The organism is Vitiosangium sp. GDMCC 1.1324 (assembly GCF_003044305.1).
In the GTDB taxonomy this organism is placed as follows: Bacteria; Myxococcota; Myxococcia; order Myxococcales; family Myxococcaceae; genus Archangium.
In genome coordinates this window covers 428,731-453,765 of record NZ_PZOX01000003.1, presented here as the reverse complement: position 1 = coordinate 453,765, position 25,035 = coordinate 428,731, and the positions used below count along the sequence as shown (strand labels likewise).

Below are 25,035 nucleotides of genomic sequence, written 5' to 3'. Positions count from 1 at the left end.
CAACACTTGGGGGCTGACCGGATGGCCCCAATCAGGATCGGTTCACGGACCCACGGAGAGGGTGCCGAGGGCCAGATCCACCTCTTCCTGGACGGACACGGAGAGATGCACGGGGGCCGTGCCGGGCACCGCCGGCAAGGGCGCGAGGTCGATAGAGAGGATTCCCGTGCGCTCGATGGGCAAGGCGAAGCCGCCCTGCTCATCCTCCTGAGCCTCGCCATTCACGGTGAAGGCGGTGATGGGTTCGCCGTCCCGCCCGACGAACCTGCCGCTGACGAAGGCCTGTCGAACGAGGATGGCCCGCACCTCCGAGTCGCCTGGATTCAAGCGCACGGCGCCCGGCCTCGCCGCGCTCGTGGGGTTGGCGAGCCGCCAGAAGTCTGCCTTTGACACGTGTACTTCGAGAGCGTCGCCCGAGACGCGTTGAAAGGTCACGCGCCCGTCTGGACCCGTTCTTTCGCCGGAATAGGAATGGTCACTCCACTTCCGAAGACTGGACTCGACCGACACGGAGGTATCCTCGAGAGGCTGACCACGCCGGTCCACCACGACGACCGTGAGGGGTTGCCCCGCCTCGAAGCGAAGCCGCACCTGGGCTCCTGCCTCACCGACCTCGACCTCTTGTGAGGCGATATGGGTAACGGTCGCCTTCTGCAACTCAGCGAGGACTCGGTAGTGTCCTGGCTTCGGCGCACACATGGAGAACCGGCCGTGGCGGTCTGTACCGCTGTACGCGAGTAGATCATGCGAGGCCGTAGGGTCGTCGGACAGGAGCCGGATGGAGACATTGGGTACGGGGATACCGGTCTCGTCCACGAGCTCTCCCGTCACGGACGGCAGGCGCTCGGTGCGCACGGTCAGGCGCGCGGGTGCTTCCACCATCAGACGCTGCCAGCGCGTCCGCTTATTGCCCACCTCGAGCTGGTAGGTCCCGGGGTGCTGGGCATCGAGGGCGAATCGGCCATCAGGCCCGGTGGTCTCTCTGTCGAGCGGCAGTTTGTCGTCCTCCTCCTCGGGCAGGCGCAACTCCACGTTTTCTCCCTCCACGGGCTGTCCCCGGGCATCCACCAGGATGCCCTCGATGACGGGTATGCTCGAGAGGGTGAGATCCACGACGTGCTTGCCGGGCAGGAGGTCCACCTTCTCCATCAGTTCGCTGTGCCCTCGTGCGAGGACCCTGAGGTGCGAGACCCCTGGCGTGATGACCCCCAGCCGGTAGCGGCCCTCCGCGTTCGTCATCACCATGAAGCGGTCTCCGGGGCCCCCGCGCTCAACAGACGTGTACGAGCTGCGCGCGCCGGCAACGGGCCGGTTCGCCTCATCTCGGACGAGACCCTCCATCTCGGCGAGAGGAGCTAGATTCAGGATGATCCCGTTCACTTCGGGGAGCGTCTCCCTGAGGTCGGTCTCACTTGGAGCGTAGAAGGAGACGCGCTTCACGGCTCCGAGGCCGGCGTGCGTTGCGACCAGACGGAACACGGGCGAGGTGAACGGGGCCTCGATGACGAACTGCCCCGAGTCATCCGTGCGGGCCGTGTAGTCCGATTCGTTGTCGAAGCCGACGCTGCCATGGGCCCGGACTTCAGCCCCCGCGACAGGCTGTTCCCCGGACAAGACCATGCCCGACATCCGGTGGGGATTGTCCAGGATGAAGAACGACCTCGCTTCGGGCGGATAGGCATGGAGGGACTTCCCCTGAAACACCTGGCCCTCACGGGACACGAAGAGCGCATACTCGCCTCGGGGCAGTGGCTCGAACTGGAAGCGGCCTTCATGGTCGGTGAACGCCTCGAAGAAGCGACTGTGCTCGATGAAGATGGCGGTGATGAGCGCCCCCTCGACCGGCGCACGCCGTGCGTCGAGGACGTGTCCCCACAGCCGCACGCTCGCGCCGAGCCGCAGGTCTACTCCGGTGCTCCCAGCCGCCACGTCCTGGCGCAGCCCCACGCCCGAGGGGTCCTCGGCCCAGAGCGAATAGTTGCCTGCCTTCAACCCCTCCAGCGAGAAGGAACCGTCCGCCGCCGATGTAGTCCGGGCGACGACGGGGGCTTCGCCCTGTCGCCGTGACACGTATTCGAACACCGGGGTGAGGAGGTGGTGACAATCGAAGATGGACTTCTGGGTCTTCTGTCCCGATGCATTGACGCAGGGCAGGTCCGACAGGGACTCTCCCGCCACTGTCATGGATGCGAGCACCACCGCGCCTGCCACGGGCCCCTGCTCCCCGCGGACTGTGCCTCGAATGGACAGCGTCGGTTTCGTCGCGAGGGCAGGGACGAAGGAGAGCCAGGAAGACCCTGGGCCACTCGTGTTCGCGGTGGGGTCACCGGAGCCCACCTCGGGGGTGGCTCCCTCGGGACGAGTCCAGAGCAGCAACCCCACCACCAGAGCCAGCGCCACGAGCGCCGGGCCCATCATCTTCCGGTGCCGCATCGACCTGTCCTCCTTGTTTCCTGACGGGATTCGAACCCGTGGATGAGGGGAACCCTCATCCCGAAACCTTGGCCATTTCTAGTTGCCCAGGTCCTGGCCCGCCGCGATGGGCTGCGCCGCGGCCCTGGGGTGCTGCGTCAGCAGCGCGCGGGCGGCGATCTCCGTGAGCGTGTAGAGGATGAAGGCGTCCTGGTCGTCGATGGGGCGCTCGTCCTGTAGGGCGTGGATCTTCTTCCGCCGCTCGTTGAGGGCCGAGAAGATGTTGTCTTCGAAGCGGCCGATCAGCCCATGCTGGCGGCACGCCCCCACCAGCTCGCCCAGCGTCGCACGGCCCACGTCCTTGTTGCCCACGCTCGTGATGGGCGGTTCATGGGTGGCCAGGAGCCCGCGCAGCAGCCGCTCGCAGCAGCGTGCGCACGCCACCACCACCTTCTGCGGTTGGCGCTCCTCGAGCGCCAGCCGGGCCGAGGCCAGCTCCTGCAGCAGCTCCAGGTCATTGGTCTGCCAGGTGAAGAGCGAGACAGGAAGGGCGAGGGTATCGGTGCCCAGGGAGGTGAGGGTGAGCTGTGGACCGTGCTGCTCGTCCACCACGTCCAGGTAGCCGAGTGCCACCAGCTTTCGCAGCCGCAGGTTGAGATCCCTCGCACCAATGGCCATGTCGTTGATCATGACCGCGGACACATCGCTGCCGCTGTGAGCCACCAGTTGCAGCACCCGGTGGTCGAGCGTATCGAGCGGTGTGCGGGTGGACAGCAGGGGCCCGGCCTCATCGAGCGCGCCCCGCGCCGAGAGCACCACCTGGGGATCGAAGCCCGCCAGCCAGCTCTGGTGGTGCAGCACCGCTGGCACCAGGCCCACCCCCACCACCGACAGCAGCAAATCCGCCCAGAAGCTGGGGAGTGCGAAGAGCTCGGGCCAGACGACGAGCAGGAAGCCGTCGAGCGCCACCAGGACCTGGAAGACATTGCAGAAGACGGGATAGAGACGCAGCAGTGCGCGGTGCTGGTACACCGACACATCGGTGAGGCCCAACCTCACCAGGACCAGCACGGCGGGGTAGGCGCCCGCGAGCACGAACAACCCACCCAGCCGTGCCAGCAGCCTTACCTGCGCCAGCGCCGAGGCACCCACCCAGCCCGGGAAGGTGAGGCGTGCCACCAGCGGTGTGGCCACGCCCAGCACCACCACCGCCAGGATGGCCATGGCCCGCTTGTCGCGCAGGCTTCCCAGGTCCAGATGCTTGCGTCCGGTGTTCGCCATGCCCGTGGAGCATAGCCTCGGGGACGGAATCTGTTCACCGCCTCACCGCGAGCGTGTCAGGAGCCCCTCGAGCACGACTGGAGCGGAGTCTCGGAACTCGAATGCTTGTGGGGAAGTGGTTGAGCAGGGAGAGGAGGACATCGGCGCGGGCTCGGGGAGACTCGCCCTCGGAGCGAGCATGGGGGCCGTCGCTACCCGAGCAGGGACTCGCCTTGCCGTCCCGGCTGCAAGAGAATGGCGCCTCAGATGCCTCGTCTCCATCGCCCAGGCCGCGATACGCCGCTCGGCAACCAATTGCTCGCCGAGCACCTCCGGTCGGATGCCGCCGCTCGAGAAGCTTCCGTGGCCCGGTTCAACAGCGGGATTTGCGGCTTCTTTTTCGTCTCCGTTCTGGGACTCTGGAGCTCCCTCGGTGAGGCCCGTGCTCTCTGCGTCATGGCGCTCTGCGCCATCTACTCCGGGTATTACGGGTGGCTCGCCCGGGTGCTGAAGCGGGGCTGGTTCCATCCCGCCATCTGCTGGTTCAACGTCTGCCTGGAGACCTCCGCCGTCGCGTGGCTCTTCCTCTTCGACATCCTCTTCGCGGATGCCGAGCAGGCGCTGTCCAACCCCTCGGCCGTCCTCTGGAGCGCCATCGTCGTGCTGGCGGCGTTGCGCTCCAATCGCCGTCTGGCCCTCTTCGCGGGCTTCCTCGTGGGGGCCGAGATGCTGCTGCTCTACTTCTTCGTCGCCTTGCCCCGCATGGCCGAGCCTGTCCCCTTGATGTTCACCCCGCCGCTCATGCTGCAGCGCGCCATCTATTACTGCACCACCGGAGTGTTGGCGGCGCTCATGGCGCGCCACGTCATGCGCGGGGCCGAGGCTGCGCTGCACGCCATCCGGGCGAAGGACCTGCTGGGCAAGTACTTCCTCCACGAGCGGCTGGGGGTGGGCGGCATGGCGGAGGTGTTCCGCGCCACGTACAGCCCGGAGGGAGGTTTCGAGAAGGTGGTGGCCATCAAGCGCATCCTCCCCGCCTATGTAGAGGACGAGGACTTCGTGATGCTGTTCCGCCGGGAGGCGGAGCTGGGCTCGCTGCTCAACCACCCCAACATCGTCCAGGTGCTCGACGTGGGCCGCTTCGGGGACACCTATTTCATGGCCATGGAGCACATCGAGGGGCTGTCCCTGCGCGAGCTGCTCAAGAGCCAGGGACCGCTACCGCCCGCCGTGGTGGCCTATATCGGGGCCGAGCTCGGTGGCGCGCTCGACTACGTCCATCGGCGCACCTCGAGCGATGGCGTCCCGCTGAACCTCGTTCACCGGGACGTGAATCCTCCCAACATCCTCCTGTCTCGGATTGGCGAGGTGAAGCTCGGGGACTTCGGCGTGGCCCGGGCGGCCATCCACGTGCGTCTCACCCGGGTGGACAGGGTCCGCGGCAAGCTGGGGTACATGGCTCCGGAACAGGTCCGGGGTGAGTCCTTCGACGGGCGCGCGGACCTCTTCGCGCTCGGCCTCACGCTGCACGAGGCCCTCACGGGGCAGCGCGTCTTCCAGCGGGAGGATGCCTCCGACACGGTGCGGAAGGAGCCTCCTTCCTTTCTCGTGCCTCCCTCGGTCGTCCGGCCGGAAGTACCCCCCGCCGTGGATGCCGCCGTCATGGGTCTGCTCCGGTGGCCGGTGGTGGAGCGCACGCCCCGAGGACAGGTGCTGCGCGAGCAGCTCTGCGGGTTGGCTGGAGAGCTCGCGCCCTATCCTCATGGGCAGCGGGAGCTGGCCCGCCTCGTCCAGGCGGCCCTCGCGCGGCAGGACCGGACCCCTGTGCGGAGCTCGGAGCTGGAGACCCGGACAGCGCATGTCTCTGTTCGTGCGAGCAGCGAGGAGCCCACGGCGGTCCTGTCGGGTCCGGGAGCGGCCGCGAGTGGCCAGCAGGGGAGCCCGGACGGTGAACGCCGGGAGGAGTGAGCCGCAGGTTGTGGAGTAGGCTGCGCCTCTCACTTCACTTCCAGGAGTCCCTTGCGTGCGCAGCCTCGTCCGTCACCTATCGCTGGTCGCGGTCCTTCTGCTGGGTCTCGCCGTGGTCCGCCCCGCCGCCGCACAGGGGCCGGTCCGCGGGCGGATCGACTCGTTCGTGCGTGCGGAGATGGAGCGTCAGAAGGCGCCCGGTGTCGCCATCGGCATCGTGAAGAACGGCAAGGTCTTCCTGGCGAAGGGGTATGGCTTCGCCAACCTCGAGCATCAGGTTCCGGCCGGGCCCGAGACCCTCTTCCAGTCAGGTTCCCTGGGCAAGCAGCTCACCGCCATGGCGGTGATGCTACAGGTGGAGGCGGGCAAGCTCTCGTTGGAGGAGCCGCTGACGAAGTTCTTTCCCGGGGCGCCTGCCTCGTGGGGCGCCATCACGGTGCGCCACCTCCTGAACCATACCGCTGGCCTTCCCGATCTCGAGGGCAAGCTCGACTACAGGAAGGACTACACGGATGAGGAACTCGCGCGCTACGCCTACGCGCTGACGCTCGAGTTCCCTCCCGGCTCGCGCTGGAGCTACAGCAACACCGGCTATGTCCTCCTGGGCATCATCGTGAACCGGGTCGCTGGCACCTTCTATGGCGACATCCTCCGCGAACGTGTCTTCAAGCCCGCCGGCATGACGACGGCGCGCGTCATCAATGAGGAAGACATCATCCCGCACCGCGCGGCTGGCTACCGGCTGGTCAATGGAGAGCTGAAGAACCAGGAGTGGGTCGCGCCGTTGCTCAACACCACGGCGGATGGCTCGCTCTACGTGTCCCTGCGCGACCTGATCGCCTGGGATGCGGCCGTCCAGGCCCGTGCCATCCTCTCTCCGGCGAGCTGGCAGGAGATCCTGAGCCCCGCGCGGCTCACCAGCGGCGCCACCTATCCGTATGGCTTTGGATGGGAGCTGGATGAACGCAACGGAAAGCCATTGCACCAGCACAGCGGGGGGTGGCAGGGCTTCACGAGCTTCTACTCCCGTTTCATCGGAGACTCCCTCTCCGTCATCGTGCTGACCAACTGCTCCGCCGTGAACCCGGCGTCGTTCGTGGATGGTATCGCAGCGATCATGAACCCCGCGCTCGCCGTGTCGCTCACCCCCATTGAGGACCGGGAGCCACAGGTCACCGCGCGGATCGCCGCACTGCTCGAGAAGGCAAGGGAAGGGACCCTCGTGCCGGCCGATTTCGCGTACTTCCGCACGGGGTTCTTTCCGGACGGGGTGAAGATGTACCAGGAGCGTCTGCGCGCGCTGGGGCCCGTGGGGCAGCTGGTGCTGGTCCAGCGAGTCACCCGGGGCGATGACCGGATCTACACGTACGAGGTGCCATTCGGGACCAAGGTCTTCCTCTTCGCCGTGGGGCTCGCCCCGGATGACCGGGTGTCGTCCTTCCGGCTGAGGCCGAAGTGAGCATGGCGAGGCAATTGCTGTCATGAGCCGAGGCCCGTTTCTGGGATTCCAGCCCAGGGCCCGTGTTACTCGACGAGCTCCGTGGCGCCTCCGTCCTTGCGCAGGGAAAGGACGGAGGCCCCGGCGTGCTTCTCCAGCGCGGTGGCGAGCTCGTGGGCGTGCGTGGTGACGAAGACCTGGCTGCGGCGGCTCGCGGTGGCGATGAGGCGTCCGAGCGGCTCCAGGAGCGATGGATGCAGACTGGTCTCCGGCTCGTTGAGCGCGAGGAAGGGGGGAGGGCGCGGAGAGAGCAGGGCGGCGAGCAGGCAGAGGTAGCGCAGCGTCCCGTCGGACAGCTCCGAGGCCTCCAGCGCACGTTGCAGCCCGGGCATCCTCATGCGGATGGAGAAGCGCCCGTCCTCGTTGTCGAGCTCCAGGCTCGAGCCGGGAAAGGCATTCTCCACGGCCTCGTGCAGTCCCCGGTCGTCGCCAATGTTGTCGATGGTCATCAACGCCGCCGCCAGGTCTCTCCCATCGTGCGCCAGTGCGGGCGTGCGCACGCCCACCTGCGCGTGGCGCAGCGGTGACTCCGGGTCGGTCCGGAAGTGGTGGTAGAAGCGCCAGCGGAGCAGCTCCGCGCGCAGCGCGCTCAGCAGCGGGAAGCGGTGCGGCTCGACAATCTGGGCCAGCACGGACTCATTGCCCCACAGCTCGACCGCGAAGGTGGTGCGGTGGCCTTCCGCGTCACGCGCGAAGACGCTCCGGGAGCGGCGCTCGGCCATCACGTGCCGGCGCTTGCCCTCGTGGAGCCACACCGTCTCCTCCTTCACGTCCGGGTCCAGGCCGAAGGGGCCCTCGGGGGGCGGCACGAGCCCGCAGGAGAGCTCGTACGCGAGGTCCTCCAGCCGCACGCCCACGGTGAAGCGCGCCGGTTCTCCCTTCTTGCGCGAGCCCGCCCACAGCACAGAGGGCATTCCGCCCTCCTCGGCCAGCGAGTGCGCCAGGGAGCCCTCGGCGCCGCTGTGCAGCAGTTGCAGCGCGCGGTAGACGTTCGTCTTGCCGCACCCGTTGGGGCCCACCACCACCGTCACGGGCTCCAGCGGGAAGCGCAGCGATTGGACCGAGCGGTAGCCTTCAATCCACAGCTCTTGGACGGGCATGCCGCGCCATTGTATCCCGGTGGGTAGGCCTTCCTCCGCCCTATTCGTTCGTGCTCAACGAGGGGCCAGGCGTCTGCGCGACGCCGGCGACGCCGCGGTGGCGGCCGAGGCTCCACCCGAGCAAGACCATCCCCACGGCAATCATGGGCAGGGAGAAGAGTTGGCCCCGGCTGAGGCCCAGGTGCAGTGGATCTCCCACGTCCGGTTCGCGGAAGAACTCCACGCCGATCCGAAGCACCGCGTAGAGAACGAGGAAGAGGCCGCTGAGGAGGCCGTCGGGCGTCCTGCGTGCACGGGTGCGTACGAAGTACAGGATGCCGAAGAGGAGCAGTCCCTCGAGGAAGGCCTCGTAGAGCTGGGAGGGGTGGCGCGGGTTGAGGATGCGCTGCAACTCCTCCATCACCTGGGGGACGGCATGGGCCACCTGCATGATGTCGAAGCTGCTGGCCGGCAGGCGCTCCACGGCGAGCCGGGTGGCCTGGGCGGGTTGGAATGAAGGGAGGTGGATCTCCGAGGGGAAGAGCACGGCCCAGCGGACGGTGGAGACACGCCCGAACAACTCTCCATCCATGAAGTTGGCGATGCGCCCCAGGAAGATGCCGAGCGGCACGGCGGTGGCCACGTTGTCGCCGAGGTTGAGCCACGAAACGCCCTTCTTCCGGGCATAGAGCCAGGTGAAGAGGGCCAGGCCGAGGATGCCTCCGTGGCTGGATGCGCCGCCCCTGCCAATCTGGAAGAGCAGGGACAGGTCCCGGGAGAAGGACTCCCAGTTGTAGAGGACCATGTAACCCAGACGTCCGCCGAGCATGACCCCCAGGAGGGCGCCGTACGTGGTGAAGTCGAGGACATCTCCTGGCGCGAGTGCGCAGTAGCCACGGGCGACGAGGCGCTTGAGCAGCAGCAATGCGATGACGAACCCGGCGAGGTAGGCAAGCCCATACCAACGCACGACGAGGACGTCACGCACACCGTCGCTGTAGCGGAAGAGGTAGGGGGTGAGATCGTGGAGATAGTAGGACACGGTCCCAGGTCCAGAGGTTGAAGAGGACGGTTGAAATGCGACAGGCGGCTGCGTGAATGGAGGGTCACGCAATCGCCTGTCCACTCAGGCCCACTGTCGGTCAGGCCATTCGTGTGTGCGCTCTACTTGAAGAAGTCCTCGGCGCTGATCGTCGTGGGGGTGTCGTTCACCATCTTCCTGAAGGTCAGGGTATAGGTGCTCGAATCGTTCGTGATGACCTGATACCTGAGCCCGTCCAGCTTTCCCGCCTTGCGGAGCGTCTCCCAGTCGGCCCCGTTGACCCGGATCGTCGGAGCCGAGCCACAGCAGTTGTACTTGACGTCCTTCGTGATGACGCCGGAGCTGAAGGAGATGGTCGGACACTGCTGCTCATACAACCCGAGCGCCACCGTGGCAGCGCCCTGGTTGATGGTCTTGATGCAGTCCTGTCCGATCGCGGTTCCCTGGACCAGGCACAGACCGCCAAAAATCAACACGGCATGAGTCGTCTTCATGAGGGGTTCCTTTGTATTGAATTCAGAGGTGTGTCGATCCGCCGCATCACAGGCCGATCTTCTTGTCGGAATCCTTCGTCTTCGTGTCGACCTTCTTTTCCTTCGCCTCCTGCTCCGGGGTCTTCTTCTCCTCCGTCGGCTTCTGCTCCTCGGCTGCGGGGGCCTTCTGCTCGGGGGCCTTCGCCTTCGGCTCGGTCTTCGGGGCCGGCTTCGACGCGGGCTTGTCCGCGGCGAACGCACCAGCGGAGACACAGATCAGGGCAACGGTCAGCAATCGCTTCACGAGGTTGACTCCTTTTGGGTTGAAACGTCCGAGGTCGTCTCAGCCGGGTACAACGCCACTCCGCACGTCTTCTCCTGGCGCGTAGGCGTTGGGGTGGGGCATTCGCGCCCACAAGCAATGCATACCCGGTTCACGTTCGTGAGCGAAAGACATTCAACATGTCTACAATGTTACAATTGTTTCAGGGTTTCAGAGCGCCTTTCGACGGGCTCTTCCCGTCTCTTTCAATGTGTGAGTTTGGCAATCTTGGAAAGGAGGAGCCGGGTTCTACCCGCCCTTGCTCTTACGCCAGGCCTCGAGCTCCGCCTTCTTCTTCGTGCCCACCTCGTCGAGCCGCTCCTGCCAGCTCTTGCGGTAGGGCCGGAGCGTCTCGGCGAGGGTGCGCGCCACCACGAGGTTCCGGTACCACTTCGAGTCCGCGGGAACGACGGTCCACGGAGCCTTCTTCGTGGACGTGCGCGTGAGGACTTCTTCGTAGGCCTTCGTGTAGTCGTCCCAGTGCGCCCGGTCCTCCCAGTCTCCGGCGTTGATCTTCCAGGCCTTGCGCGGCTCCTTCTCCCGGTCCAGCAGGCGCTGCTCCTGCTCCTCGCGGCTGATGTGGAGGAAGAACTTGAGGATGAGGGTGCCGTGCTCGGTGAGCATCTCCTCGAAGTCGCGGATGTGCCCGTAGCGCTCCTTCCAGAGCGACTCCGGGGCGAGCCCGTGCACGCGCACGACGAGCACGTCCTCGTAGTGGGATCGGTTGAAGATGGCGAGCTCGCCCTTGCGCGGGGTGTCGCGGTGGATGCGCCAGAGGAAGTCGTGCTCCCGCTCCTCCTCGGAGGGGACGCCAAAGGAGGTGACGCTGACGCCCCGGGGGTTGAGGTATCCCGCGACGTGTTTGATGGTCCCATCCTTCCCGGCCGTGTCCCGGCCCTGCAGGACGATGAGCACCGAGTGCATGCGCGCGCCCCACAGCAGGTCCTGCAGGTCGAAGAGCTCCTCGCCGAGCGCATCGAGCTCCCGCTTCGCCGCCTCCCGGTCCGCCTTCTTCGGAGGTGTCGTGGGAACGTCGTCGAGTCTGACCTTCTCGCCCTGCTTGTCGATGGTGATGATGTCCATGCGCCCCTTCCTCGAAGTGGGCAGGTTCCCATGGTGACTCGGGGCTGACAACCCGTGGAGTCGGGCCGTGGGCCCCGAGCTGTCTCTCTTTGACACCCTGGGGTGCTGGACGTGACACTCCGCTCGATCTTCGAGGGAAAGGGCCACATGGCGGATCAGCCGCTGGAGTTGTTGCAGGGCACGCTGGACATGCTGATTCTCAAGAGCCTGTCGGGCAGCCCGCTGCACGGGGCCGCGGTGGCCGCGTTCGTGCACGAGCGAAGCGGGCAGCTACTGAAGGTGGAGGAGGGGGCGCTGTACCCGGCGCTCCACCGGCTGGAGAAGCGGGGGTTGTTGGCGGCGGAGTGGGGGGTGTCGGAGAAGAACCGGAAGGTGAAGTTCTACCGGCTCACCCCCGAGGGCCACGCGCAATTGAAGGCCGAGACCCAGGCGTGGAAGCGCTACGTGGTCGCGGTCTCCTGGCTGCTGGACTCGACTTGACGGCCGGACACCCGGCGTCCGGGGTGGCCGCCGTCACACGTTCGTCACACCATGCGCGGTAGACGTCGCTCCAGGTCTGGACAGGCGCATGGGGGGGCCGCGCCCACGACCTTGGAGGGACGCATGAAGAAGACCGTTGAGGCAACGCAGGTGTTGCAGGCCGCGCGAGACCTGCTCCCGGTGATCTCCGCCCGGGCCGCGGATATCGAGTCGGGCCGTAGGCTGCCGTTGGACCTGCTGCAGCAGTTCAAGCAGGCAGGCTTCTTCCGGATGTTCGTACCCCGCAGTCACGGCGGCCTCGAGTTGGACCTGTGGACCGCCTGTGAGCTCCTGGAGACGCTCGCGCGTGCGGACGGGGCCGCCGGTTGGACGGCGATGATTGGCATGGAGACCCCGAACCTCCTCTCGCTCCTGTCTCGCGAGCGCTTCGATGCCATCTACTCGGCCGGACCGGATGTCATCATGGGCGGCCCCTTCAACGCGCAAGGGCAGGCCGTGATGGAGGCGGAGGGCTATCGCGTCACCGGGCGCTGGGGCTTCGCCAGTGGCTGCGAGCATTGTGACTGGATGTTCGCCAACTGCGTCGTCCTGCAGGACGGCCAGCCACGTCCCGGTCCCGTTCCGGGCATGCCCCTGACACGCGCCATGCTCTTCCGGGCCAGCCAGGTGCGCATCATCGACACCTGGAACGTGCTGGGCCTGAGGGGCACGGGCAGCCATGACGTCGCCATCGACGGCGCCTTCTGCCCCGGGGAGGACTCCTTCGACATCTTCTTCGGCGCGTCCTGCCTGCAGGGCCCGGGCTTCACCGCGCCGGTGCAGCACTTCGCGCTCCACATGGCGGCGGTGGCGTTGGGTATTGCCCAGGGCGCGGTGGACGACCTGGTGAAGCTCGTCACCACGGGCAAGCGGCGGATGTATGCCCGCGTCCCGCTCATCGAGTCTCCTGTCCTCCAACTCGAGCTCGGCCGCATCGAGATGACCGTACGGGCCGCCCGGGCGCTCCTGCGCGACACCGTCGAGGAGTTCTGGACCGCGTGTATGAACGGCCCCGCCTCCGCGCTGCCTCTCGCGCCGCGCCTGTCGGCCACGCTGGCCTGGGTGACGGAGACGGCGGCGGGCATAGTGGAAACCTGCTATCGGGCAGGAGGTTCCAGCTCGCTCAAAGATGGCTCGTCCTTGCAGAGGCGCTTCCGTGACATCTACACCTTCAGGCAGCATGCGGCTGCCGCTGAGGGGTGGTTTGGCCAGGCCGGGGCCGCCCTCCTCGGACAGCCGACGGGATTCTGGACCTGAGCGTCTGGGATGGTGTTTGAGCAATCCCGTCTATTCCTGACGCGGCAGGGGGTCGACGTGGCGGACTGGAGGCTGGAAGTGCTCGGAGGCGCGCGGCTTCAGGGGCTCGCGGAGCCCCTGGAGTTGCAGCGGCGGGTCGCGGCGGTGCTGGCGTGGCTGGCACTGGAGGGGCCCACGCCCAAGTACAGGCTCGCGGGCATGTTGTGGCCCGGCTCCGGCGAGGACACGGCGCGCAACAACATGCGCCAGCTGCTGCGCAGGCTCCGCGTGGCCACCGGGGCGGACCTGGTGCTCGGCGGGGATGTCATCTCCCTCTCCGAGCGGGTGGCCACCGACGCGGTGGAATTGGAGGGCCACGTCTTCGCCGGCCGCCACGCGCAGGCCCTGTCGCTGGCGGGCTCGCTGCTGGGCACCCTGGACTTCGACGACTGCCCGGACTTCGATGCCTGGGTGCTGCGCGCCCGCGAGCAGCTCGAGGCCCTGCGGCGCCGCGCCGCCAGTGCCGAGGCGGACACGCGCGAGCAACAGGGAGACCTGGCCGGGGCGCTGCACTTCGCCGAGCGGCTGTTGGTGTTGGATCCGCTCTCCGAGGAGGCCTATCGGCGGCTGATGCGGCTGCACTACCTGTCGGGAGACCGGATGGCGGCGCTGAGCTTCTTCGAGCGCTGCCAGAGGATGCTGCGCGAGGAGTACGACGCGACGCCGCACCCGGACACGCTCGCGCTGGCGCGGGACGTGGAGCGCGGGCAGGTACGGCCTCGGGCCGCCGTGAGCAAGCCAGGCCGGACGCTTCCGCTCTCCGTTCTGCGTCCTCCAGTGCTGGTGGGCCGGGCGCGGGAGTGGGTGCGGATGGAGGCGGCGTGGCAGTCCAAGCAGCTCATCCTGTTGCTGGCCGAGGCGGGTGTGGGCAAGACGCGCCTGTTGCATGACTTCGCGGCTTCCAAGGGGCCCTTCATGGAGTTCTCGGCCCGGCCTGGAGACGCGGACGTGCCCTACTCGCTGTACGTGCGGCACCTCCGGGAGTGCTTCTCCGCACGGCCGGAGCTTGCCCGGGGCCTGGAGCCGTGGATCCGCCGGGAGCTGGCGCGCGTGATGCCCGAGCTTGCGCCCGGCGAGGAGATTCCCCCCATGCGCAACGAAGGGGAGCGGGTGCGCTGCCTGGATGCCTATAGCGAGGTGCTCCGCCGCTGCACCGAGGGGATGGCGAGCCTGCTCTGCGATGACCTGCAGTTCGCCGACCCCGCCAGCCTGGAGGTGGGGGCCTATGCCCATTCCCGTTTCCAAGAGGCCGGCACCTTCCCCGTCATCATCGACTGTTGCCGCAGCGGCGAGCTCAGGGGCGATGCGCTCGTCATCACGAAGCGGCTGGAGGCCGCGGGGTTGGCGCTCATCCTGGAGCTGGAGCCGCTCCCCCTGGAGTCGGTGGGAGAGTTGCTGGAGAGCCTCGCCCTGCCGGGCGCGTCATCGCTCACCGGGGAGATGACGCGCTACACGGGTGGTAATCCCCTCTTCATCACCGAGACGCTCAAGCACCTGATGGAGTCGGGCAGCCTGGAGCGGGGATGGCCAGAGCGGCTGCCTCCTCCAGGGCGGGTGCGTCCGCTCATCCAGCACCGTTTGGAGCGGCTGTCCCCACTGGCGCTGCAGCTCGCCCAGGTGGCGGCACTGGCCCTCATGGAGTTCACCCTGGAGCTGGCCGGCGAGGTGCTGGAGGTGAGTCCCCTGTCGTTCGCGGAGCCGCTGCGTGAGCTCGAGGCGGCGCAGATCTTCCGGGGCGAGCGCTTCACCCATGATCTGGTGCTCGAGGCGGTGCGGGGCTCCCTTCCCGCCGCGCTGGGGGCGCTGCTGCACCGGCGCCTGGCTCAGCAGTTGGAGAAGAGGCGGGCGGCCCCGACCATCATCGCCCTGCACTGGTTGGAGGGGGGGGAGTCGCGGCGCGCCGTGCCCTTCCTGCTCGCCGCGGCCCAGGCGGACGAGGCCCACCTGCGCCGGGCGGAGGCCTCCACGAGCTATGCGCGCGCCGCCTCCATCCTGGAGTCCGCGGGCGAGGTAGAGGAAGCGGCCCGGGTGAGGAACCGCGTCCCCTCGGCGTGAGGTAGGGGCGGACGGCCGCCCTCTGCGTCAGAGCCCTGGCGTGCACACCGTCAAACGAGAGGCGCGTCATGGAACTCGTCCTCTTCATTGGCTTGCAGGGCTCGGGAAAGAGCAGCTTCTACCGGGAGCGCTTCGCGGCCGGGCACGTGCACGTGAGCAAGGACCTGTGGCCCAACGCGCGCAAGCGTGAGGCCCGGCAGCGGCGGCTCATCTCCGAGGCGCTGGCCCTGGGACGCTCGGTGGTGGTGGACAACACCAACCCGCTGGTCGAGGACCGGGCCCCGCTCATCGCCATCGGCCGGGAGCGGGGCGCGCGGGTGGTGGGCTACGTCTTCGAGTCGGACCTGGAGACGTGCCTCGCGCGCAACGCGGGCCGGGTGGGGCGGGCGCGGGTGCCGGACAAGGCGATCCACATCACGCGGCGGAAGTTGCGGTGGCCCTCGTATGCCGAGGGATTCGATGCGTTGTTCCACGTGCGGCTCGACCCGGAGGGCGGCTTTCACGTGAGGGAATGGAGGGAGGGAAATGAAACCGAACAAGTTCGAGGACCGGATGCGCGAGGGTGAGTTCTTCCACTCGCTGCGGCTGTTGCGTGGAGCCTGGTGCGTGTTGCGGGTGGATGGGCGGGGCTTCTCGCGCTTCACGGAGGGGCGCTACGAGAAGCCCTTCGACGCCACGCTGCACCAGCAGATGGTGCGGACGGCCTCGGCGCTGGTGGAGGAGTTGCAGGGCGTCTACGCATACACCGAGAGCGATGAGCTCTCCGTCCTCTTCCCGCCGGACTGGTCGCTCTTCGACCGCGAGGTGGAGAAGCTGGTGTCCATCTCCGCGGGCCTGGCGAGCGCGACGTTCACCCACGTGGCGGGAGTGCCAGCGGTGTTCGACAGCCGGGTGTGGATGGGCGTGAGCGAGAGCGCGGTGGTGGACTACTTCCGTTGGAGGCAGGCGGACGCGGTCCGCTGCGCGCTGAACGGCTGGTGCTACTGGACGTTGCGCAAGGAGGGCCAGAGCGTGGCCCAGGCCTCGCGAGAGCTGCACGGCAAGTCGGTGGGCTTCAAGAACGAGCTCCTCTTCCAGCGCGGCATCAACTTCAACGAGCTGCCGCTCTGGCAACGCCGGGGCACGGGCATCTCTTGGGAGCTGTACGAGAAGCAGGGCGTGGACCCGCGCAACGGCCGGACGGTGAGCACCCTGCGCCGGCGGCTGCGCGTGGACGAGTCCCTCCCGATGAAGGAGGAGTACGACGCCTATGTGCGCGAGCGGATGAAGGCGCCCGCCTCGTGAGTCCACTACCGTGACGTGGCCGGTGCCGAGGGGCATGCGGCCTGTCCGCCGCTGGCGAAGTACGCCTGGGCTCTCCGCAAGAAGTGCCCGTTGTCGGTGGAAGGGTTGGTCTGCCCCTCGGCGCCCGAGCCGAACACCATGCCGAACCCGTGGGCGGCGGCGACCTGCTCCGGGTGGTCGAAGAAGTAGTCCAGGCGGTTGTCCCGCCACTGCTCCCAGGTGCCGGGCAGCGACATGTTGCCCACGGGGAGCTGCCACCACAGGTGGGGCCGGCCGAGCCGTTCGGACAGGGCCCTGGCCCACGTGAAGGCCTGGCGGAAGTTGGGCCAGTTGGCGTTGGTCGGGTCCCACCAGCGGCGCGTGTCCGTCGTCACCTCGTACCACTCGGCATCGCGGTCGCTGGCCTCGATGACGATGAAGTCACCCTCCGCCGCTCCGCACAGGCGGAGGAAGTCGGCCACCTTGCGCGCCTCCACCGTCACGTCCAGCAACGGGTTGGTGTTGAGGTAGGCATCGAGCTTCGTGGCCCATGCCGAGGCATGCAGGCCCACCTTGGCGTTGGGCGCGTACTTGCGGACCATGGAGATGAGGCACCGCCCCATGCCGGCCACGGAGTTCTCCTGCGTGCCGCAGTCCGTGGGGTTGGCCGCCGCCACCGCCGCGGGTAGCAACCGGGGATCCGCCGCGAGGAATTGCGCATAGGCCCAGAAGTCCGGCTCGAGGTGGAGCAGGGCGGTGGAGGTGCCGATCTGCCTCAGCACGAAACGCCAGTCATTGAAGTAGCGCCGCATCAGGGTGACGTCCTGGACCCGCAGCACCTCGTCCGTCCCATCGGGCGCGCCGCTGGTGTGGAGGACCTGGTAGTAGGTGAGCATCGGAATCTGCCTCTGGTCCGCGGCCGCCTGGAGGAAGTCCCGCAGGAACTGTCCCGGGGCCTGCTGGTCCCACTGCCAGCAGCCCCACCAGGTGCAACCTCCGCTCGAGTTGGCGCAGGAGTTCCCTCCGGCGCTGCAGCTCGAGCACGAGGTGCACTCCTCCGCTGAGTCGAACAGCCCACCGGCGAGGTAGATGTAGCGGATGTCGAAGGGCGCCTGGGACGCCACATCCTCGCGCATCTTCCCTCCAACGAGCACGTCGCTCTTCCCGAGAGAGGACAGCAAAGGCGCGGCCAGACAGCCCGGGCGCGCGCCCATCGCATCCGGCACTGCCTGGGCGGCCGCGTCGACGGCCTTCTCGGAGTCCTCCTCCAGCGGGGTTGCGATGCATGCGGCGAGGGTCAGCAGTCCGAGCAGCGGCGGAACGAGCCATCGGGAGACGGTGGGCATGGTGACACCTCCGGTCAGCGGGGCGTCCCCACACGCACTCCGGTGTGACCCGACTGTCGGACGGGCGCGCACGGGAGGGAGCCGGAGCGGGTGAAAAGGTGCAGCGGTCGAAGAAGGGCTCGGCGTGGGGGGCGCTTTGGGGTTGGGCGGTGAAGCTTCGTCACCCCCTTCGCTCCCGGAACCCGTCCTTCGGGTCAGATGCCGCTTCGACTACTCCACGTCATTGGCGGAGGGTGTGTCCGTCCCATCCACAGGGGTGCCTGTCTCGCCGGGCAGTTCCGGCGCGGGCAAAACCTTCCACAGGCGTGGCTTGTCGTGCTGGGGAGGAATCATCCCGAGCGGCCAGCCCTCGGTGGTGAGCTCGGCGTAGCGGTACACCCGGTTGCCGAGACGGAAGGGGTGGCCGCGCACGGGCAGGGCCACGCCCACGGCGGCGTGTGACAGCGGATCCGAGTAGAGGATGGTCGCGTCGATGCCCACCTGCCGCAGCAGCATCACCGCGAGCACCGCCTTGGAGTCGCAGTCACCCTGGTCCTGCGCGGCAACGAGCGCCGGCGGGAGGATGCCGAAGGGCTGGCCCTCGGGCTGCGCGTAGTGGATGTGCTGGACGAAGGTGATGATGAGCTCGGCGGCGGACACGGCGTCCAGGTGTTGCTCGCGGATGTGCTCGACGAAGCGGTCGCCCAGTGCGCGCACGGTCTCGGCGTTGCTGCGCATCAGCTCGTCGTAGATGCAGCGCATGTCCGTCTGGCAGTCGGGCGGGGCCTGGTACGTGAAGCGGGTCGGGCTGAGCGCGCGGAAGCGCATCCTGCGGCCGTAGGCCTGGTGGGCACTTTCGATGGAGCGCGCGAGCGACTCGCCCAGGCCGTAGCCCACCCGGTACTCCGGCGGGTCCAGCGATTCGACCTGCCACTCGTAGGTGTGGGCCTGGCTGAGCGGAGTGGAGGCGGGAACGAGCGCCGTGCCGAGGTGGAGGCCTCGGGAGCCGAAGGGGCCGGGGGGTGGAACCGGCTCCGGGGAGGGAGTTTCCGAGTGCACGTCCAGCGACACGAGCCAGCGCAGCCCGAGGAAGCTGCAGAAGCTCGCGGCGAGGAAGAGGACGAGGAAGAGCGTAAGGAGCTTCTTCCCCTGGCTGGACGGCGGGGAGTCCACGGAGTTTCAGGAGGGAGCGCGGAGCGTCGAGGGCGGGAGCGTGGGGAAGGGGATGAGGCCGTTGAGGGTGGCCTGGAGGCCCGGCGCGGTGAGCAGGGCAATGACGACGAGGATGGCGGCCAGCACGAGCGCGAGCGCCACGTTGCCGCGGCGCACCTCGGCGAGCTCGTCCAGGCCGGGGGTCATCTTGTCGAAGAGGATGACGCCCAGGGCGAGCACGCCGGTGCCCACCAGGAGGGACACGCCCACGTGCATGAGGGCGAAGAAGGCGAGTCGCGCCAGCGCCGAGAGCGCCACGCTGGGGCCGTGGAAGGTGAGGTCCACCGCGTCGAAGGTGGCGCTCACGGCGTTCTGCACCAGCAGCCCGAGTGCGAGCAGGCTGGCGGCATGGACGACCCCGGCGGCGACGTTGCCGTTGCGAAGGTCTCCGGTGGGATCCGCCGTGCCGAGGAGGCGGTTGAGGCCGCGGAACGCGAGCCAGATGCCGAGCGCGGCCACCAGGCCACCGAAGACGACCTTGGACAGCCCGACGGCGACGAGGAGCAGGTTCACGGGGCAGGCAGTCTAGGTGGAAGCCCCGAGGCGCGAAATCATTCTGGACGGCCGTACCCACCAGGCCAGCAGGTGCCCCCTTCCTTCCTTGCCGAGCGCCGTCCTGCCTCCGGTTCGGGACGGGAGTCCTCCTGGATGACGGGAGTTGCCTGGAACTCCGTCGACACCGGGTAGGGCTCCCTGCTTGCGGAGGCCAGGTTCGGCAACGGTGCACCCGCTCGGGGTGAGCGGGTGCCCGGCTCCGGCGCCGTTACTGCGTCTCGCGGAGGATGAGCAGACCGCGGGACGTGTCGACGACGTAGAGGAGCCCCGCGTTGGTCGTGGAGACATCCGGCGCCTTGGGGATGCGGATGCCGATGGCGCCATCGTAGAAGCCCAGGCCGCGCATCGGATCCTCGGAGCGGAAGGTGTTGAAGTAGCCGATCTCCCGGGGCTGGGCGGGGTTGGCCACGTCGAGGACGCGGACGCCCTCCTGGTAGTAGGCGATGTAGAGCCGCTTCTTGGCCTCATCGAGGAGCATGTTGTGGATGGAGGCCTCCTGCCGCAGCCGGTAGTGGGCGAGCAGCTTCACGCGGGCGGGGTCGGTGACGTCGAGCACGCGCAGGTGGGCGCCCCAGGTCTCACCGCCCTCGAACGCGATGAGTCGGTCGACATAGGTGCCCACGGCGCCCGCGTGGCTGTGGGCGTAGTTGAGCGCCGGGCTGCCGTCGGAGTTGAGGCCATAGCGGTAGCTGCCGAGCGGCGTGGGCTCTGTCGTGTCCACCTGGGAGACGTCGCTGATCTGCATCCCGTACGACCAGTAGAAGCTGTACATCCGGTTCTTGTAGACGAAGGCATCGTGCACGTAGGCGTACGGGTAGGAGCCGGCGCCGGGCGGCTCGTAGCGGCCGAGGAGGCGGGGGGCTCGCGGATTGGAGATGTCGTAGACGCGCGTGGGAGCTCCCATGGCGTAGAGGTGATTGCCGTCCACGAAGAGGGTGTGGGCGTCCGCGTTCTCCTGGACCTGCACGGGGGTGAGGACGGGGTTGTCCGGGTTGGTGATGTCGTAGGTGATGACGCCGTGCTTGCCGCTGCCGATGTACAGCGCGTCCCCCTTGGCCCAGACGCTGTTCCAGTAGCCGTTCTGGCCGTCGAGCTGATTCGTGCGCACCGGGTGGGCGGGGTCGCTCACGTCGAAGATCGTCAGGCCGCCAGAGCCCTGGTACGAGCCTTCGATGGACACGACGTACGCGCGGTTCTTCGTGACGTAGACATCCACCGGGATGCCGAAGAAGTAGTTATCGTCATACTGGTCGCGCACGGGCGCTTCCGAGACGAGCGTGAGTCCGTTGGCCTCGCCCTCGCCGCGGGCGTTCACGATGCGGGCGGCCTTGAAGGTACCCACCTCGGAGGACTGGCCGTTGCGGCAGACGGCGTAGCAACCGGTGAAGTGGTTGGAGTCCTGAGCCGAGCAGCCCGCGTAGCCTACCGTGACGTTGAGCGTGCCGCCGTCCGTGAGGCTGCTCGTGGTGTGCCTCGAGACGAACCAGGTGTCCTGGTTGAACTGCTTGGTCAGGTTCATGTTGGAGCTGTACGTGGCCCAGCCATTGAAGGTCTCGACGCCGCCGTCCTCCCTCAGCGAGTGGGCCTGCGTGAAGTAGCTCACTCCGCCATCGCCCTGGACGATGCGGCCGTGGGTGGTGAAGACGCCCTCCTTGCCGATTCCGCCGAGCGTGGCGCGCTGGCACGCGGAGAGGTCGAAGCTGCCGAGCTCGCCGCACTGCGTGCCCGTGGTGCCCTGGATGAAACGGCAGTTGGCGTAGGGGCCGGTGATGTCCCAATCGCCGGTCTCGGCGATGCCCGCGTCCGCCTGGGGGTCACCACACTTCGTGCCCTTGCACTTGGAATTGTCGATCTCACATCCGGTGAGCAGGGCCAACGGCAGACACAACAAGATGGCGAGGCGACTGCGCTGCATGGATTTCTCCAACGAGAGGTCGGGGTCCCCGGGAACCAGGGCTCGCGCGGAGCATATCCCGAGGCTCGTGGACGGCAGCGGACCCTCCGAGCGGCGCTCAGGAGCTCAGGGTTTCGCGTCGCGCAGCCGCCAGACAGTGAAGGTGTGCACGCGCTGCCCGTGGAAGAGAGGCTCCATTACCACCGGGCCCTCCACCGAGGAGAAGCGCGCGGTCAGCTCGTCGGGAGGAGCGCGGTCCTCGGAGAGCCACAGCGCGTCCTGCCCGGGGGCCACCACGGGCCTTGGCCAGAGGTCGTATTGGCTGTAGCGGGCCCCGCCCGCGGTGTCCGTGGGCAGCCGGGTGAAGTACGCCACCTCGGAGGCGAGCTGGTAGCTGGGCGCGTACACCACGGCCACGTCCTCGTGCTCGAGTCCGGGAAAGAGCTTCGAGGGCTCGGCGAGCCGGGACAGCTCGGTCCAGCCGTGGGTGCGCGAGAGGGTGACGTCACGCTCGAAGCGCAGCACGGGGAAGAGCAGGTGCGAGGCCACCCCGAGCACCACGGCGAGGTTGACGAGGGCCGCGGCGCGGAACCACCCGGGGCGCATGCCGGCGATGCCCACGCACGCGGAGAGGTATGCGGTGGCCGGCCAGTTGGCCTCACCCCGGGTGCGGAGGGAGGCGTAACCGAACAGCAGGAGGGGAGCGGCCGCCGCCGCGCGCAGCAGGAACTGCTCCCGAGGGCCGCGGAAGACATACACCGCGGTGAGCGGCAGGATCAGCGGGCCTCCGAGCGCGAGCTGGCCGATGAGGAACTCGCCGAAGGTGCGCCACCCGCCGGTGCCTCCGAGGCCGTGCTTGAGCTGGAAGGCGAAACCCACCTGGTCATGGCGCGCATTCCACATCACCACGGGCAGGAAGAGGAGCACGCCGAGGAGCGCGGTGAGCCAGGCTCCGGCCGGCAGGCGGCGCACGCGGACACAGGCGGCGACGAAGGCCGCGGCGAGCAGCACGCCCGGGTACTTGGACAGCAGGGCCAACCCACAGGCCAGACCCGCGAGCAACCATCGCTCGCGGTAGAGCGCCCACAGCGCGAGCACCCAGCACAGCAGGAGGGGCGTATCCGGAGTGGTCCACACGCCGGCGAGGACGCCCACGGGCACCACGCTCCACAGCGCGGCCGCGCGCCAGGCTGCCTCCCGGTTGCCGTACACGTCGCGAGCGAGGCCCCACACGGCGGCCACCGTGCCCGCGCCGCACAACAGGGCGGTGAGCCGGATGCCGAGCGCGGCGATGAGCCAGGCCACCAGGGGCGGGTGGTCGTAGTAGCCCCAGTCGAGGTGCCGGGACCATTGCCAGTAGTAGGCCTCGTCGAAGTAGATGTCCGTGCCCAGCGCGAGCGCGAGCCGCACCCCGGCGCTCACCGCCAGCAGCGCGAGGCAGAGCGTCAGGGATGAGGATGCGCGGGAGGAGGGCTCGGCCACGGCTCCTGGACAAAGCGCAAATGAGGGCCTTTGCCCAGCACCTTCTGCCCGTCCCTGGATGCGCGGACCTGTATCGCGGGGGACACGCACCCTCCGAAGTGCTTGCCCGCGCTACGGGTGCCCCTTTATCACCTTCGGACCTGCCCCACTCCAGGAGCCACCCATGGCCCAGACTCCGCAGTCCGGTGCGAGCAATCGCCTCGCGAGAGAGCCGTCCCCCTACCTGCGGCAGCACGCGGCGAACCCGGTGGATTGGTATCCCTGGGGGGACGAGGCCTTCGCGCGAGCCCGGGCGGAGAACAAGCCCATCCTGCTGTCGGTGGGGTACTCGGCGTGCCACTGGTGCCACGTGATGGCGCACGAGTCCTTCGAGGACCCGACCATCGCCGGGTTGATGAATGAGTGGTTCATCAACGTGAAGGTGGACCGCGAGGAGCGGCCGGACGTGGATCAAATCTACCAGGGTGTGGTGCAGCTGATGGGGCAGGGGGGCGGGTGGCCGCTGACGGTGTTCCTGACGCCGGAACTGCTGCCGTTCTACGGAGGCACCTACTTCCCGCCGAAGGACAAGTACGGGAGGCCGGGCTTTCCGCGAGTGCTGGAGGCGTTGCACGACGCCTGGACGACGAAGCGGGACGAGGTGCGGCGCCAGTCGGAGGAGTTCCGCGAGGGGTTGGGCGAGCTGGCCGGCTACGGCCTGGACGCGGTGCCGGCGGCGCTGAAGGCGGAGGACATCGTGACCATGGGCGAGTCCCTGCTGCGCCGGGTGGACGAGGTGAACGGTGGCTTCGGAGGAGCGCCCAAGTTCCCCAACCCGATGAACGTGGCGATGCTGCTGCGGGCGTGGCGGCGCAACGGCGGCCATGAGGCCTTGAAGAAGGCAGCGCTGCTGACGCTGGAGAAGATGGCGCTGGGAGGAATCTACGACCAGCTTGGGGGAGGCTTCCACCGGTACTCGGTGGACGAGCGGTGGACGGTGCCGCACTTCGAGAAGATGCTGTACGACAACGCGCAGCTGCTGCACCTGTACACGGAGGCGTACCAGGTGGAGCCGAGGCCGCTGTGGCGCAAGGTGGTGGAGGAGACGGCGGAGTACGTGCGGCGCGAGATGACGGACGCGCGAGGCGGCTTCTATGCCACCCAGGACGCGGACAGCGAGGGCGAGGAAGGGAAGTTCTTCGTCTGGAAGCCCGAGCAGGTGCGCGAGGTGCTACCGCCGGAACTGGCCGAGCTGGCGCAGCGCCACTTCCGAATCACACCCGGGGGCAACTTCGAGCACGGGGCGACAGTGCTGGAGGCGGTGGTGCCAGTGGAGACGCTGGCGAGGGACTTCCAGCTCCCGGTGGAAGAGGTGGTGGCGCGGCTCGGAGAGGCCCGGAGGCGGCTCTTCGAGGCGAGGGAGAAGCGGGTGAAGCCGGGGCGGGACGACAAGATTCTGGCGGGGTGGAACGGGCTGATGATTCGGGGCCTGGCCTTCGCGGGACATATCTTCGAGCGGGAGGACTGGGTGACATTGGCCCGGAGGGCGGCGGACTTCCTGTTGTCGGAGCTATGGGACGGCGAGCGGCTCTTGCGCTCGTACCAGGAGGGGCAGGCGCGAATCCCGGGCTTCCTCGAGGACTACGGAGACCTGGCGGCGGGATTGACGGCGCTGTACCAGGCGACCTTCGAGGTGAAGTACCTGGAGGCAGCGGAGGCGCTGGTGAAGGCGGCGGAGACGCGCTTCTGGGATGCGGAGAAGCGGGCGTACCTGACGGCACCGAGGGCGCAGCAGGACCTGGTGGTGGCGACCTACGCGACGTTCGACAACGCCTTTCCCTCGGGGGCCTCGACGCTGACGGAGGCGCAGGTGGCGCTGGCGGCGCTCACGGGGAACAAGAAGTACCTGGACCTGCCAGAGGGCTACGTGTCGCGCATGAGGGAGCAGCTCCGGCAGAACCCGATGGGGTACGGACACCTGGGATTGGCGGCGGATGCACTGATGGAGGGAGCGCCGAGTGTCACCTTCGCGGGGAGCCGCGAGGCGGTGAAACCACTGTGGACGGTGACGAGAGCCACCTACGCACCCACGTTTGCCTTCGCATGGAAGGAGCCGGGGGTGCCGGTGCCGGAGTCGATGCGAGAGACCTTTGAGGGGCGGGATCCGGTGGGCGGCCACGGAGCCGCCTACCTGTGCCGCCACTTCGCCTGCGAGCCGCCCATCAAGGAGACAGGCGACCTCGCGAGGAAACTGGCCCTGGTTCCGGCGAGCACCTGATTCTTGACCAAAATCAAAGCGCGCTCACCCCCATGAGGTT

20 protein-coding genes are annotated in these 25,035 nt (G+C 68.0%); 8 read left to right on the top strand and 12 right to left on the bottom strand.

The window, feature by feature from the left end; translation table 11 throughout:
* Positions 1–42: 42 nt before the first annotated feature.
* Both DAT35_RS10400 and DAT35_RS10395 read right to left on the bottom strand, forming a co-directional pair.
* Positions 43–2,433, bottom strand: coding sequence for a carboxypeptidase-like regulatory domain-containing protein (locus DAT35_RS10400; RefSeq protein WP_108066782.1), 2,391 nt, complete (start codon positions 2,431–2,433; stop codon positions 43–45).
* 78 nt (positions 2,434–2,511) lie between these two features.
* Positions 2,512–3,693 (bottom strand): hypothetical protein, encoded by a 1,182-nt coding sequence (locus DAT35_RS10395; RefSeq protein ID WP_108066781.1) that lies wholly within the window; start codon positions 3,691–3,693, stop codon positions 2,512–2,514.
* A 246-nt stretch (positions 3,694–3,939) separates the two neighbouring features.
* On the opposite strand from DAT35_RS10395, the gene DAT35_RS10390 reads away from it, so the two are divergent.
* Entirely contained in the window at positions 3,940–5,640 is a 1,701-nt protein-coding gene (locus tag DAT35_RS10390; protein WP_108066780.1) for a serine/threonine-protein kinase, read from the top strand.
* Between the two features lie 55 nt (positions 5,641–5,695).
* Positions 5,696–7,099: a serine hydrolase gene (locus tag DAT35_RS10385; protein ID WP_108066779.1), complete on the top strand. Its 1,404-nt coding sequence runs from the start codon at positions 5,696–5,698 to the stop codon at positions 7,097–7,099.
* A gap of 65 nt (positions 7,100–7,164) precedes the next feature.
* Here the strand turns inward: DAT35_RS10385 and DAT35_RS10380 are convergent, their stop codons facing one another.
* From DAT35_RS10380 to DAT35_RS10360, 5 genes are all read right to left on the bottom strand, one after another.
* Entirely contained in the window at positions 7,165–8,238 is a 1,074-nt protein-coding gene (locus DAT35_RS10380; protein WP_108066778.1) for an AAA family ATPase, read from the bottom strand.
* Between the two features lie 40 nt (positions 8,239–8,278).
* Complete coding sequence (gene lgt / locus DAT35_RS10375; protein WP_158501640.1) at positions 8,279–9,259, bottom strand: prolipoprotein diacylglyceryl transferase; 981 nt, start codon at positions 9,257–9,259, stop codon at positions 8,279–8,281.
* A 122-nt stretch (positions 9,260–9,381) separates the two neighbouring features.
* Positions 9,382–9,753, bottom strand: coding sequence for a hypothetical protein (locus DAT35_RS10370; RefSeq protein ID WP_108066776.1), 372 nt, complete (start codon positions 9,751–9,753; stop codon positions 9,382–9,384).
* Positions 9,754–9,799: 46 nt separating this feature from the next.
* A complete protein-coding gene (locus DAT35_RS10365) occupies positions 9,800–10,036 on the bottom strand; it encodes a hypothetical protein (RefSeq protein WP_108066775.1) in 237 nt (78 codons plus the stop codon).
* Between the two features lie 267 nt (positions 10,037–10,303).
* Positions 10,304–11,137, bottom strand: coding sequence for a polyphosphate kinase 2 family protein (locus tag DAT35_RS10360; protein WP_108066774.1), 834 nt, complete (start codon positions 11,135–11,137; stop codon positions 10,304–10,306).
* A 111-nt stretch (positions 11,138–11,248) separates the two neighbouring features.
* On the opposite strand from DAT35_RS10360, the gene DAT35_RS10355 reads away from it, so the two are divergent.
* From DAT35_RS10355 to DAT35_RS10335, 5 genes are all read left to right on the top strand, one after another.
* Complete coding sequence (locus DAT35_RS10355; protein ID WP_233261400.1) at positions 11,249–11,617, top strand: PadR family transcriptional regulator; 369 nt, start codon at positions 11,249–11,251, stop codon at positions 11,615–11,617.
* Between the two features lie 123 nt (positions 11,618–11,740).
* Positions 11,741–12,913, top strand: a complete 1,173-nt coding sequence (locus DAT35_RS10350; RefSeq protein ID WP_108066773.1) for an acyl-CoA dehydrogenase family protein — start codon at positions 11,741–11,743, stop codon at positions 12,911–12,913.
* A 57-nt stretch (positions 12,914–12,970) separates the two neighbouring features.
* Positions 12,971–15,007: a BTAD domain-containing putative transcriptional regulator gene (locus DAT35_RS10345; RefSeq protein WP_304466047.1), complete on the top strand. Its 2,037-nt coding sequence runs from the start codon at positions 12,971–12,973 to the stop codon at positions 15,005–15,007.
* Positions 15,008–15,075: 68 nt separating this feature from the next.
* Positions 15,076–15,573: an ATP-binding protein gene (locus DAT35_RS10340; protein WP_108066771.1), complete on the top strand. Its 498-nt coding sequence runs from the start codon at positions 15,076–15,078 to the stop codon at positions 15,571–15,573.
* The gene (locus tag DAT35_RS10335) at positions 15,533–16,291 is read left to right on the top strand and encodes a tRNA(His) guanylyltransferase Thg1 family protein (RefSeq protein WP_108066770.1); all 759 of its coding nucleotides are present in this window, start codon (positions 15,533–15,535) and stop codon (positions 16,289–16,291) included. Before DAT35_RS10340 ends, DAT35_RS10335 begins: the two co-directional genes overlap by 41 nt.
* 5 nt (positions 16,292–16,296) lie before the next feature.
* On the opposite strand, the gene DAT35_RS10330 is transcribed toward DAT35_RS10335, so the two are convergent.
* The 5 genes from DAT35_RS10330 to DAT35_RS10310 all read right to left on the bottom strand — a co-directional run bounded on the left by DAT35_RS10330 (position 16,297) and on the right by DAT35_RS10310 (position 22,738).
* On the bottom strand, positions 16,297–17,616 hold the full coding sequence (locus DAT35_RS10330; RefSeq protein ID WP_108066769.1) for a hypothetical protein: 1,320 nt from the start codon (positions 17,614–17,616) through the stop codon (positions 16,297–16,299).
* A 210-nt stretch (positions 17,617–17,826) separates the two neighbouring features.
* Positions 17,827–18,768: a transglutaminase domain-containing protein gene (locus DAT35_RS10325; RefSeq protein WP_233261399.1), complete on the bottom strand. Its 942-nt coding sequence runs from the start codon at positions 18,766–18,768 to the stop codon at positions 17,827–17,829.
* Between the two features lie 6 nt (positions 18,769–18,774).
* Entirely contained in the window at positions 18,775–19,320 is a 546-nt protein-coding gene (locus DAT35_RS10320) for a DUF350 domain-containing protein (RefSeq protein WP_108066768.1), read from the bottom strand.
* Between the two features lie 250 nt (positions 19,321–19,570).
* Complete coding sequence (locus DAT35_RS10315) at positions 19,571–21,277, bottom strand: LVIVD repeat-containing protein (protein ID WP_108066767.1); 1,707 nt, start codon at positions 21,275–21,277, stop codon at positions 19,571–19,573.
* A gap of 105 nt (positions 21,278–21,382) precedes the next feature.
* Positions 21,383–22,738, bottom strand: a complete 1,356-nt coding sequence (locus tag DAT35_RS10310) for a glycosyltransferase family 39 protein (protein WP_233261398.1) — start codon at positions 22,736–22,738, stop codon at positions 21,383–21,385.
* Positions 22,739–22,901: 163 nt separating this feature from the next.
* On the opposite strand from DAT35_RS10310, the gene DAT35_RS10305 reads away from it, so the two are divergent.
* A complete protein-coding gene (locus DAT35_RS10305; RefSeq protein ID WP_108066766.1) occupies positions 22,902–24,995 on the top strand; it encodes a thioredoxin domain-containing protein in 2,094 nt (697 codons plus the stop codon).
* The last annotated feature ends 40 nt before the right edge of the window (positions 24,996–25,035 follow it).